Source organism: Amycolatopsis sp. NPDC058340 (genome assembly GCF_042723975.1).
GTDB lineage: Bacteria > Actinomycetota > Actinomycetes > Mycobacteriales > Pseudonocardiaceae > Amycolatopsis.
The window spans coordinates 7648-20156 of record NZ_JBHXIB010000036.1 but is presented as its reverse complement, the minus strand read 5'-3'; the positions used below and the strand labels follow the sequence as shown (position 1 = coordinate 20156).

9 protein-coding genes are annotated in these 12509 nt (G+C 70.4%); 3 read left to right on the top strand and 6 right to left on the bottom strand.

All coding sequences use genetic code 11. From position 1 onward, the window contains the following. Nucleotides 1-137: 137 nt before the first annotated feature. From nudC to ACFWIW_RS29995, 5 genes are all read right to left on the bottom strand, one after another. Nucleotides 138-1151, bottom strand: a complete 1014-nt coding sequence (gene nudC, locus ACFWIW_RS30015; protein WP_378371567.1) for an NAD(+) diphosphatase — start codon at nt 1149-1151, stop codon at nt 138-140. Then, nucleotides 1151-2527 carry a M16 family metallopeptidase gene (locus ACFWIW_RS30010; RefSeq protein ID WP_378371566.1) on the bottom strand — a complete coding sequence of 459 codons (1377 nt, stop codon included), beginning with the start codon at nt 2525-2527 and terminating at the stop codon, nt 1151-1153. Before ACFWIW_RS30010 ends, nudC begins: the two co-directional genes overlap by 1 nt. After that, entirely contained in the window at nt 2524-3822 is a 1299-nt protein-coding gene (locus tag ACFWIW_RS30005) for a M16 family metallopeptidase (RefSeq protein WP_378371565.1), read from the bottom strand. Before ACFWIW_RS30005 ends, ACFWIW_RS30010 begins: the two co-directional genes overlap by 4 nt. A gap of 21 nt (nt 3823-3843) precedes the next feature. Beyond that, on the bottom strand, nt 3844-5433 hold the full coding sequence (locus ACFWIW_RS30000) for a DUF2207 family protein (RefSeq protein ID WP_378371564.1): 1590 nt from the start codon (nt 5431-5433) through the stop codon (nt 3844-3846). Nucleotides 5434-5506: 73 nt separating this feature from the next. After that, nucleotides 5507-7276 (bottom strand): DUF2207 domain-containing protein, encoded by a 1770-nt coding sequence (locus tag ACFWIW_RS29995; RefSeq protein ID WP_378371615.1) that lies wholly within the window; start codon nt 7274-7276, stop codon nt 5507-5509. A gap of 317 nt (nt 7277-7593) precedes the next feature. Here ACFWIW_RS29995 and ACFWIW_RS29990 point away from each other — a divergent pair, with 317 nt between their 5' ends. Next, nucleotides 7594-8847 (top strand): neutral zinc metallopeptidase, encoded by a 1254-nt coding sequence (locus tag ACFWIW_RS29990; protein ID WP_378371563.1) that lies wholly within the window; start codon nt 7594-7596, stop codon nt 8845-8847. A 576-nt stretch (nt 8848-9423) separates the two neighbouring features. Here ACFWIW_RS29990 and ACFWIW_RS29985 read toward each other — a convergent pair. Next, nucleotides 9424-10302: an RDD family protein gene (locus tag ACFWIW_RS29985; RefSeq protein ID WP_378371562.1), complete on the bottom strand. Its 879-nt coding sequence runs from the start codon at nt 10300-10302 to the stop codon at nt 9424-9426. A gap of 61 nt (nt 10303-10363) precedes the next feature. On the opposite strand from ACFWIW_RS29985, the gene ACFWIW_RS29980 reads away from it, so the two are divergent. Together ACFWIW_RS29980 and ACFWIW_RS29975 are read left to right on the top strand one after the other, a co-directional pair. After that, nucleotides 10364-11371 (top strand): stage II sporulation protein M, encoded by a 1008-nt coding sequence (locus ACFWIW_RS29980; RefSeq protein WP_240595468.1) that lies wholly within the window; start codon nt 10364-10366, stop codon nt 11369-11371. A 17-nt stretch (nt 11372-11388) separates the two neighbouring features. Next, nucleotides 11389-12462, top strand: a complete 1074-nt coding sequence (locus tag ACFWIW_RS29975) for a hypothetical protein (protein ID WP_378371561.1) — start codon at nt 11389-11391, stop codon at nt 12460-12462. Nucleotides 12463-12509: the final 47 nt, after the last annotated feature.

The window sequence follows — 12509 nt, the reverse complement described above, 5'->3', positions numbered from 1 at the left end:
GTGTCCTAACTCGATGATCTTGAAACCGGACGGCAGGAGATTAGCGGACACTGGGATCACCGGGTGACCGAACGCCGAACTCGCGTGATCAAAGGCGTAACTCGCGTGTTCGGAGACGGAACTCGCGTGTTCGGAGGCTAGACGCCGGCCCAGGCCGCCAGCATCACGCGCGCGATCGACGAGTTCCCCGGCAGCACCAGCTGCCGTGTCCCGCCGGCGATCGGGGTCGGCACGGCGCCCGCGTTCCGCAGCTGGCTGTTCGCGAAGGCGGACCGCACCTCGTCGCGCGAAACCCAGAACGCCTCTTCGATCTCGCCTTCCGCGGGCACCAGCGGAGCGGAGATGTCCGCCCTGGCGGTGAAGCCGAGCATGATCGACCGCGGGAACGGCCACGGCTGGCTCCCGAGGTAGCGCACGTCGCTCACCTCGACGCCGACCTCTTCGCGGATCTCCCGCTCGACACAGCCTTCGAGCGACTCCCCCGCCTCGACGAAACCGGCGAGGATCGAGTACCGGTCCGGCGGCCAGATCGGTTGCCGGGCCAGCAGGACGTGCTCGCCGTTGACCCCGGCGTCGTCGTGCACGAGGCAGATCACGGCCGGGTCGGTGCGCGGATACTCCTCCCGGCCGCAGCCGGTGCACTTGCTCGCCCAGCCCAGCTGGACCACCTCGACCGGGCTCCCGCATCGAGCGCAGAACTTCGCCTGCCGACGCCAGGTCAGCAACGCCTGCGCGGTGGTGAACAGCCCGGCCGACGTGTCGTCGAGCAGATCGCCGTAGCCACGCAGGTCGACCCAGATCTCACCGTCGTGCCGCGGGACGCTTTCCACGACGCCCCAGCTGCCCGCCATCTCGACGGTCTCGGTCTCCCCGGCGGGGCGGCCGGGCAGCGACCAGTAGTCGGTGCCCTGCCACTCCCCCAGGAAGACCGCGTCGGCGGGCGGCTCGGTGCCGAAGTCCTGCGACTTACGGGTCGCGAGCGTGCCGGAACCCTCCACCACCGGGGTGCGCGCGTGCTCGTCGAGCAGCACGACGCGCGCGTTCGGCCAGCGCTCGGCCAACCTGTCCGGGTTGGTACGCAAGGACTCCTGACGGTCCGCCGTGGAGCGCGAAAGCGTCGGGAGCGCCCCTAACCCGAACGGTGTCTCCATCAGGAGGGCTCCCCGACGGTCACGTCGCCCAGCGCCGTCAGCTTCGGCGCGAGGACATCCGCGTCGCCGACGACGACCCCGGTGAACCGCTTGGGCGCGAAGAACTCCAGCGCCGCGTTCGCCACGTCCTCGGCGGTGACCGAGGCGAGCCGCTCCGGATGCCCGGCGAGCCACTCGACGCCCAGCCCCGTCGCGGCGAGCGCGGACAGCTGCGCGGCCAGGCCGCCCTGCGACGACGCCGCCGTGACCAGCGAACCGATCGCGTACTGGCGAACCGACTCCACCTCTTCGGCGGTCGGCGGCACGAGACCGAGCCTGGCCAGCTCGTACCGCGTCTCCAGGAGCGCGGCGGCGGTCGCGTCGGTCGCGGTGTCCGCGTCGACGTTCACCACGGCGGTCTGGTCGGTGAACTCGAAACCGGAGTGCGCGCTGTAGGTGTAACCCTTGTCCTCACGGATGTTCTCGACCAGCCGCGAGGAGAAGTACCCGCCGTAGACCAGGTTCGCCAGCTGCAGCGCCGGGTACCGCGGGTCCGTGCGTGACACGGTCTGCGCGGACAGCCGGATCTGCGACTGCACCGCACCGGCCCGCGGCACCAGCAGGACATTGCCGCCGGTGAGTTCGGGCAGCGCGGGCAAACGAACGGCGGAACGGTCCGAAGCCCAGCCGCCGAACGCCTTCTCCAGGTCGCCGATCACGGTCTCGGGGTCGATGTCGCCGACGATCACCAGCACGGATCCCCGCGGCAGCACCGAAGCCCGGTGCAGCGCGCGGACCTGGTCCGGCGTCACGACGGCCACGTCTTCGGCCTGCGGGACCTCGCGGACCGCGGGGTGGTCGCCGTAGCGGTGCTTCTGCAGCGCCTCGCGGGCGATCGTCCTCGGCTGCGTGCGGGACACCGCGATCCGCTCGATGAGCCGCTCGCGTTCCCGCTCGACCTCGGCGTCCGCGTACGAAGCGCCGGTGAGCGCGTCGGCGAGGACGTCGAGCATCGTCGGGAGGCCGTCGGCCAGCGAGGTGCCGGTGATGACCAGGCGTTCCGGGTCGACGCCGGACGCGAGGTCACCGCCGATCAGCGCCAGATCCGCGTCGATCTCGATGCGGTCGCGGCGGGCGGTGCCGGTCAGCAGGGTCTCGGCCAGCACCTCGGCGGTGGCCGGGTGCAGCTTGTCCTCGCCGGCGAACGGGATCCAGACGCGCAGCTCGACCAGCGGCACGGTGGCCTTGCGGACGGCGAGCACCCGCAGCCCGTTGCTCAGCGTGGTGTCCACATGGGACAGATCCGCGGCGGCGCGCTGCGTCCCCAGCGACGGGACCGGACGCGGCCCGGCGGCCGTGCGGCCGATCTCCTCGGCGGTGCGGTGCGGTGCGCTCACTGCTCGGTACCTTCCTGTTCGGAACTGCCGGGACGGACCACGAGAACGGCGCGCGAGTCCGGCCGCAGCGCCTTCGCCGCCGCCGAAACGGCTTCCGCGGTGACCGCCGACATCTTCTCGGCGAGCCGGTACACCAGCGACGCGTCGCCGTAGAGCAGCTCGAACGAGCCGAGGGCCAGCGTGCGGGACACCAGCTTGTCGTGCTCGGAGTGCAGGCTCGCGGCCCAGCGCGCGGTGACCTTCTTCAGTTCCTGGTCCTCCGGCGGCGTGGCCGCCAGCTTCTCCAGTTCCTCGTCCAGCGCGGCGAGGACCTGGTCGGTGCTCACCTCGTGCGGGTGGATCGCGGTGATGGTGAACGTGTCCGGGTCACGCGCCTCGAACGGGCCGAACAGCCCGGCGCCCGCGCCGATGTCGACGACCAGCGGCTCACGGTGCACCAGCCGCTGCTGCAGCCGGGAGCCGTCGCCGTCGGTCAGCACGCCGGCGAGCACGAGGTTCGCCAGGTAGCCGTCGAGGTCGTTGATCGGGTCCGGCATGCGGTAGCCGACGCCGACCGCGGGCAGCGGGGCGTGCGGGTCGACGTGCTCGCCGCGCAGTTCGCCGTCGGGGGCGGGCTCGGCGAACGACGGGCGCTGCGGCGCGGGCCGGTGCGGCACGTCGCCGAAATGCTTCTCGATCAGCTCGCGGGCCTCCTCGACGGTGAAGTCACCGGCGACGGTCAGCACCGCGTTCGCGGGCGAGTAGTAGGTGTCGAAGAAGGCCGCGCAGTCGTCCAAGGTGGCCTGTTCGAGATCCTCGAAACCGCCGTAACCGTTGTGCGCGTTGGGGAACGTGGAGTACAGCACCGGCGGGAGCAGGATCCACGGGAACCCGCCGTACGGCCGGTTCAGCACGTTGAGGCGGATCTCCTCCTTGACCACGTCGATCTGGTTGGCCAGGTTCTCCTGCGTCAGCTTCGGCGCCCGCATCCTGTCCGCTTCGAGGAACAGGGCGCGCTCGAGAGCCGCGGCGGGGAGGACCTCGAAGTAGTCCGTGTAGTCCGGATGGGTGGAGCCGTTGAAGCTGCCACCACTCGACTGGACGTACCGGAAGTGCGCGAGCTTCTCCAGGCTCTCGCTCCCCTGGAACATCAAATGCTCGAAGAGGTGCGCGAAACCGGTGCGCCCTTCGGGCTCGGAACGGAAGCCCACGTCGTAGTGGACGCTGACACCCACCACCGGAGCGGTCGCGTCGGGCGCGAGCACCACGCGCAGACCGTTGTCGAGGGTGAATCGGACAAGCTCGGGATCGGCCATGCGCACCACCCTACGGGCTACTCAGGCCTCCAGGCGACGGCCCTGGCGGGTCGCGGCGAAGGTTCCCACTAGCGCGGCGGTGAAGTCGCTCACCCGCGCGATCGGGACTTCGCCGTCCTCTTCCTTGCCGTACCAGTAGATCTTGGGCGGCCCCTTCAGCTCGGCGAATCCGGCGACCCACCGTTCTTGTTCGCCGAGAGCGAGCGCGTACGGCAGCGCCCGCGACAGGAGCACCTCGCGTTCGAGCTTCGGGACGGCCGTTGCCTTGGTCGCCAGCAGCGCGTCGCGGACGCCGAGCAGCCGCCGGTGCAGCACGACGCCGGCGCCCGTGCGCACCGGCAGCCACCGGGCGGCGACGGCGAGTACCGCGCCCGCGGCGATGACGACCAGCCCGAGCTGGGCGTAGCCGACGGTCAGGGCCAGCAGGACGGTGAGGAACAGACCGTAGAGGCAGATCCGCAGGCCGGCGCGGGGCAGCCTGCCCGGCAGCCGCGAGTACCAGCGGCGTTCGACGACGCTGTCGTCCAGCGCGTCCCGCACCGATTCGATGCCGATCCGCGCGGCCTGGATCTCCGGCAGCAGCACGGACTCGCGTTCGTCCGGGAGCAGCGCGTCGAAGACCGCGCGTTCGTAGGCGGTCAGCTGCTCGTCCGGTGGATTGCGGCGGACGAGCCGCCAGGTGGTCAGCTCGCCGGGCTCCTCGCTCACCCAGAGGTAGTTCCGGACGGCGAGGTCGACGACCGTCGCGGCCAGGTCGACGGCGTCGGCGCGGCCCGAGAGGACGGTGCCGACCTGTCCGGGAAGCACGCCGTCGGGTGACGAGAACGCCTTTCCGGTGAGCAACTGGACCGGCAGCGCGTCGCCCGGGTGCCTGTCCCGCCTCCGCAGCAGGGCCAGCCCGACGGCGGCCGCGACCAGCGCGAGTGCGAAGCCACCCCACGCCCAGCCGACCGGGGCGGTGAGCACGAACGCCCCGGCGAAGGTCTTCGACGGCTCCAGGCGCGCGTTCGCCGGGACGGTGCCGCCGGGCAGTTCGACGGAGATCTCCATCCGCTGCCCGGGCGCGAGCTTCTGCTGGCTGAACCGGGTCAGCCCGGAATGCGCGATCTGGGCGGTCGCGCAGTGCGCGCGCGAACCCTCGGGCCCGGCGTAACAGGAGACCGCGTTCGGGATGGCCGGCGCGGCGAAGCTCGCGCGCACGAGTTCGAGCCGGGCGTCCCAGCCGCCCGCGAGCTGCCAGCTCACCCGCGTCAGGCCGTCGGCTTCGGCGACCGCACCGTCCACTGTGTACCGGACGATCGAGGTGCCGCCCTTGAGCTTGACGGTGAACTCTTCGCCGGTCAGCTCGGCGTTGCCCGCACCCTCGATGACGACGTCGCGGATGCCGATGATCCGGTCGCGGTCGCGCGGGGCGGCCGTGCGGAGCGGGATCCGGCGGGTCATCGTCGCCTCGCTCGGCACGGACACCGCCTCGACGACCGTGAGGGCACCGTCGCGTTCCACCTTGAGCGAGATCTCCGCGCTGTTCGGCAGTGCGGGCAGCTGCGGTTCGCTCTGCGCTCCCGCCGGTGCCGCGCCCAGCACCAGCAGGAGAAGCACCGGCAACAGCACGCGTTTAGTCCTCTGAATGCGGTACTTGCGTGTGCAACTACCGCATTCAGAGGACGAATTGCGAGTGTTCACGTCAGGCGGGGACCGGTTCCGGGCGAAGCGAGCGCAGATGCCCGGATTCGGCGAGCAGACCGTCCAAAGCGGACAGGAACGACGGCAGATGCGCGGCGAACCGGCGCAGATCCCGATCGCCCTCCAGCCCGCCGAACCAGTACAGCCCGGCCGAACCGTCCGCCGACGGGTCGAGCCCATCGAACGTCCGGAGCCAGTGTTCGGTGTCGCCGAGCACGATGGCGTACGGCAGCGACCGGGAGAACACCATTTCCCGGTCCCCCAGCGGGATGTCGGCGACCTTGACGGTGTGCAGGTATTCGAGCAGCCCGCGGACCTGGCCGACCAGTCGCCTGCCGCGCGAAGTCCTCGGGGGCACCCACGACGCGCCCAGCAGCGTCGCGATCCCGGCGAGCGCGACCGCGACGCCGAGCAGCGCGTGGCCGGCCGTGAAGGTCAGGACGACCGTGGCCACGAGACCGAGCGCGATCAGCCCGAGCCCCGCCCATGTGAGTTTGCTCTTGCCCTTGTCCGGCCGCCGCGAGAACCAGCCCTTGCGCACGACGTCGGCGTACATCGCCTCGCCCGCGACACGGAGATCGACGGTGCCGCGGCCGCGGAGTTCCGACAGCAGCACGGAATCGGTGCCCTCGGGAAGGAGCGCGGTGTAGATCTCGCGCTCGAAGGCGGCGAGGTGCTCGTCCGGCGCGTTGCGGCGCGCGATCTGCCAATCGACCGTTCCGGCGCCGCGCACTTCGGCGATCCAGAGGTAGTTGCGGACCGCGAGGTCGACGACCGTTCCGCTGACGTCCACGACGTCGACCGTCTCGTCGACGACCGTCCCGACCTGTCCGGGCAGGACCCCGTCGGGCGAGGCGAAGGAGACCCGATCACCGTCCCGCATGAGGACGTCGACCGGGCCGGTGCCCGCGGCGAGCGCGCCCCGGTCACGACGGCGCAGCAGCCAGACGGCGAGCGCGCCGAGGATCAGGAACAGGGCCAGCGCCCCGAATCCGAGACCGGCGAGGGTGGTGAGGGCGAAGGCGCCGCCGACCGAGGCGATCTGCTCGAACCGCGCGTTCGCGGGCACCGTGCCCGCCGGGAGCTGGACGGCGAGGTCGACCCGTTCGCCCGGCGCGAGCTTGTCCTGCTCGATGCGGACGACACCGCTGTGGTCGGTCTCCGCGAGCGAACACTGCCGGTCCGAACCGAGCGGCCCGGCGAAACAGTCCACTGTGGGCATTTCGCGCGTCGGCGCGCTGAACGAAGCGGACACGCGGGACAGTTCGCCGTCCCAGCCGCTCGCGACCTGCCAGCGCACCTGCTGCGCGCCGTTGACGTCCGCGACCGCACCGTCCACTTTGTACTTGAGGGTGGCCGCGCCGCCGTCGAAGGTGGCGACCAGCTGTTCGCCGTTCGGCTCGGCCTTGCCCGCGCCTTCGACCGAGACGTCACGGATCCCGTAGACGCGGTCCTGCTCCTCGCCCGCGGGAACCTTGAACGGGATCCGGCGCACCAGGTGCTGTCCACCCGGGACGGTCACCTGCTCGGTGATCGACAGCGAACCGTCGCGTTCCACCTTCACCGCGACGTTCGCGGACGCTCCGCTCGGCGGCTGGAGCAGCCCGAGCTGACCGCGCGCGCCGAGCGGCGGCGGCTTCGGCAATTGTGGCGCGTTGCTCAGCGAAGGGCCCGCTCCGGGCGCCTCCGGAACGTTCGTATCCGACGGCGGGGCCATCAAGGCCGAGCTCGCCGCGACGGCCACGACCGCCGTCCCCCATTTCGTCAACACAGCCACACACTCTAGGGCAGCCGATCTATGCTGACCGCCGAAACGCCGAATCCCGCCACCTGGGCGAACGGCGTTGCCGAACCGCATGGGGGATCCACTCGATGAACCAGCAGCCGCCCGGCCCGCCTGATCCGCGGCGCCGGCCGACTCCGCCACCGCCACGTCAGCCACCCCGCCCGCCGCAGGGCGGCCGGCCACTCCCGCCACCGGGCGGCCGTCCGCTTCCACCGCAGGGTGGCCGTCCGCTTCCACCGCAGGGTGGCCGTCCGCTCCCGCCGCCGGGAGCGCGTCCGCTTCCGCCGCGCGGGGGCCCGCCGATGCCGCCGCCGAACCGGCCGGGCGCCGTCCCGCCCGGTCGTCCGCCGATTTCCCGGCCGACGCCGGTTCCGCCGGGGCCGCCGAGCGGCGGCATCCCGCTGCCCCCGCCGGGTGCGGCACCGCTGCCGCCGCCGCGGATCGGCGCCCCGGTCCCGTTCCGGCCCGGCGCCGTCGGCCCGCCGCAGCTTCCGTACGGCCCGCGTTTCGCTCAGCCGGCTTTCGCGCCCTACGGGGGATATCAAGCAAAGAAGTCGAACGGCGGGGTCATCGCGGCGGTCGCGATCGTGGCGGTGATGGCGGTCATGGGCGGGCTGCTCATGGTGATCACCATCGCGAACGGCAAGTCGAAACACGTCGCGGACGTCGGCTACTCCAGCTATTCGTCAACGTCCTCTTCGGACGATACGACGACGACGTCCAGCGACACGGCGTCGTCGACGACGGCCACCAGTTCGCGTGATGCGACCGGCACGCGCGAGACGTCGACCGGCTCGACCCGGGCGACGTCCGCCAGCCGCGCCCCGTCCGGCCCGCAACCGCACCACAAGCTGGCGGACAACCCGCTGTGGCTCGATTCCCAGGTCGGCCTGCCGAACCAGCCGTGCAACCTCTCGCGCTGGGCGAACAACCCGGACGCGGCGGCGGCGTTCTTCGAAAGCGCGCGGCCGTGTCTGGACAGCGTCTGGCAGCAGGTCATGAACTACACGAAGCTCCCGTTCCGGGTCCCGACCGTGAAGTACCCGTCCGGCAAGAACTGGTCGAGCCCGTGCGGTGACGCCAGCGGCGGCTCGGTGGCGGCGTTCTACTGCTCGCAGAACGAGACGCTGTACATGCCGTACGAAGGCCTTCAGGTCCCTCAATACGGCAACCGGCCCGGGGTCTATCTGGCGGTCTTCGCCCACGAATACGCGCATCACATCCAGGCGCTTTCGGGGATCTCGGAGGCTTACTGGGACGCGCGATACGAAGCGGGCACCGACTCGGCGGCGGGCCTGGAGATGTCGCGGCGCAACGAGCTTTCGGCGCAGTGTCTCTCCGGGACTTTCCTGGGTTCGACGGTGGGGCGCGGCGGCTCGGTCGATCAGGCGATGTACCGCGACGCCTGGCAGACCCAGGACCGCGGCGACCACAACGGCGGCCCGCGCGACCACGGTTCCGACGCGCACGCGGTCTCGTGGTGGCAGCACGGCGCGCAGAAGAACCGGATGTTCCAGTGCAACACGTGGGCGGCGAAGTCGGCCGACGTCTCCTGATCCGCGACTGTCCGTGAAGTCCCGTACGGCGGCGGGTTCGCGTGACCAGCGGGACGACACGCGTGACTGGGCGGACGACACAAGGCGGCACCCCGGCCGCGCGAGTGTCGTCCGTCTGATCACGTGTGTCGTCCGTCTGATCACACGTGCCGTCCACTCAGTCACGCGCGAGTGCCGGCCTGGCCGCGTAGGTCGTGAGTGGCGACTGACGTTCTATTGAGGGTAAGTCAAAGGTGGTGTGGGGAGTCGGCGGTGCTAGTGGGCTCGTCACCGAGACCCAGCACCGTGCCCTCAGACTGTCCCAAAAGGACAGTTTTCGAGGCGTCCGATTTGGGTACTTTGCGTAGTATTGCCCAGGGGGTCGTGAGTGACAATGGTCGTTCTAACCCTCTTTACCACTCACGACTCCCCGCGAAACCGGACTTACGGGCATAAGGCGGGCGCATGGTGTCCGGAAAGTGACCACTGTGGACACCGATGCCTCAGACGGCACAACGCACCACATTTGACTTACCCCTCAATAGCCCTCTTTACCACTCACGACCCACCCGAGCGGCGGCTATGCGACGTTGCCGGTCAGCTCGGAGGCGCGAAGGGATTCTCCGGGGCAGGTTCCGCGGGAGCCTGCGGTGGGGTGACCGGCTGCGGATAGGACTGCGGATAGGACTGCGCGACCGGCGTCCCGTACTGGACCGCGGGCTGCAGCTTCGCCTGGTCCCGTCGCCGCCGCTCGGCCAGCACCGCCGACAGGTACGCCCAGGACGGCACCCCCGGCGGCACCGGCGCCCCGATCGCCGCCGCGACCTGCTGCGCGAGCCCGTACCCGAGCGCTTCCGCCGCTTCGGGCCGAAGCTCGCTCGTGCGGCCCAGGTACTGGCGGACGGCCAGCGCGAGATCGTTCGGCAGCCGGGTCAGGTCCAGCTGCGAAGCCCAATACGCCAGCTGCGGCGGCATCCCGACGTACGGCGTCCGCGACGCGGGCATGCGTTCCCGGATCACCAGCGTGCCGGCCAGGTAGTCGCCGACGCGGCGGCCGTTGGGCGACAACAGCGACGTGACCACCGCCACGACGCCGAGCATGCCCAGCGCCCAGAAGTCGACGAAAAACCCGGCGAGCCCGCGGACCAGCGCGTGCCGGAACCGCACCGGGCCGCCGTCGGTGCGGACCACCCGCAGGCCGAGCGCCATCTTCCCGAGCGTGCGGCCGCGGCTGAGGGTCTCGAAGATCACCGGGTAGCCGACCATGATCAGCACGACGGTCACCAGGAACAGGGTCAGCGCCAGCGCCTCGTCGCCGAACACGGCGACCTGGCTCAACACCAGCATCGCGATGAACAGGACGACCAGCTGGAGGGCGACGTCGACCATCATCGCGAGCCCGCGGCTGGCCAGTTTCGCCGCGCGCACGTCCAGGACGACGGCCTCGCCGGTGACGAGTTCGGACTCTTGTTCCACCTGGCAAGCGTAGTGACGAATAGGCTGGGCGACCAAGGACGATCGCCGGGAGGGCTCCGAGTTGGACGTGGACGTGTTCGTCGCCGCGCACCAGGCCGAATGGAACCGGCTGCGTGACCTCGTCGGCCGCGCCGGGAAACTCAGCGGCCCGGACGCCGACGAGCTGGTGACGTTGTACCAGCGCGTCGCGACGCATCTTTCGATCATCCGCTCCGTCGCGCCCGACCCGGTGCTCGTCGCGCAGCTGTCCGGCCTGGTCGCGAAGGCGCGCTCGGCCGTCACCGGTTCGCACAGCCCCGCCTGGCGCGAGGTGGGCCTCTTCTTCACCCACCGGTTCCCGGCGGCGCTGTACCTGAGCCGTCGCTGGTGGCTGGCGTCGGCGGCGGCGTCGATCGCGGTGATGGCGATCGCGGCGGTGTGGATCGCCGGAGACCCGCAGGTGCTCGCGTCGCTGGCCTCGCCAGAGGAGTTCAAGGAGCTGACCGCGCCGGGCGGGAAGTACGAGACGTACTACTCGTCCGATCCCGCGGGTTCGTTCGCCGCGCGTGTCTGGACCAACAACGCGTGGGTGGCCGCGACCTGCCTGTTCCTCGGCGTGGTGCTTGGCGTCCCGGTGATCTACGCGCTCTGGGCGAACTCGCTGAACCTCGCGATCGGCGCGGCGCTGATGTCCTCCGCCGGGCGGCTCGACGTCTTCTTCGGGCTGATCCTGCCGCACGGCCTGCTGGAGCTGACCGCCGTGTTCGTCGCGGCGGGGACGGGGCTGAAGCTCGGCTGGACGGTCATCGACCCGGGACGCCGGTCCCGGACGGCGGCGCTCGGCGAACAAGGGCGCTCGGTCGTGGTGATGGCCCTCGGGCTGACCGTCGTCCTGCTGATCTCGGGAGTGATCGAGGGTTTCGTGACCCCGTCGGGGCTGCCGACCTGGGCCCGGATCGGAATCGGAGTAGTCGCCGAGGTCGCGTTCTTACTTTATGTGTTCGTCGTCGGGCGTCGCGCCGCGAAAGCGGGCGAAGTGGGTGATGTCGACTGGCGATACGCTGGAGATTCTCGACCTGAAGCGGGCTGACCTGGTTAGCTCCTCGCATGGGGAGAAAACGGTTACGCGTATTCGCGATCGTGGTCCTGTCCGTCCTCGCCTCGACGCTCCTCGTCGGCGCGTCCCAAGCCAGGAGTGTGTCCGCGCCGTCGGGCAAGCAGAACTGGGTGGTGAGCGTCGGCGGCTTCCGGACCGACGCCGACCGCAACTACGTCCGCCTCGGCTATCTCGTGTTCAACCCGGCCGACAACACCGTCGCGCACAACTTCTGGACCTGGAGCCAGGCTGGCTTCCCCGTCCCGGTCGACAGCGGCGACGTCTACTACTGCGGGGACTGGGCACCGGGCACCAACCCCCGCAACAACTGCCCGATCAAGACCGCGCCCGGCTTCACCGGCGCCCCGAACGGCCATTTCACCGGCACCTACGCCGAGAATTCCGGGCAGGTGGCGATCAACTGGACCAGCAGCACCGTTGACGGCACCACCACCCCCGTGAACCTCACGGAGACGTGGGCCGTCTCGGAGACGAGGCCGGGCCTGGGCCGTCTGCAACTGGTGAGCGACAACTACTCGATCACCAGCGGCATCGCCTACGGCAGCAACGCCTCCCTCGCGCAGACCAGCAAGGCCCCGATGAGCTCGGTCCGCGCGACCCAGCGGTCGTACCTGCTCGAAGGGCAGGGCGTGAACCGACGCGCGATCACGAACTGGACCCGGGGCAGCAGCGGTGCCTTGGGCGTCGGCCCGGGGTGGAACAACTGCGACGACGGCTCCTGTCTCGGGTTCGTGCAGTACGACTCCGGATGCGCCCCGACCTCCTGTTGTCCGCCCGGTGAGGGTTACGAGGCCTGCGCGAAGAAGATCATCGACACCGGCGACAGGCGGTTCTACTACCTGAGCGACGCTTTCGGCGGACGGCGCAACAGCTACGAGTTCTGGTGCGAATGCCTGTCCTACAACGGTTGTTACCTCGGCAACAGTCACGTCCGCCCGCTGCTGCAGGTGATCGACGACGCGGGCGCGTTCCAAGGCTGGGTCGGCGCCGAGGTCAGCCCGGACCGGACCGGTACGCGGGAGCCTTCGGGCGAGTACTACTCGAGTTTCGCGCTGGTGGCTTAGTTCCGCCGCCGCCGTGTTGCGAAAGCCACTTTCCCAACCTTCAACGT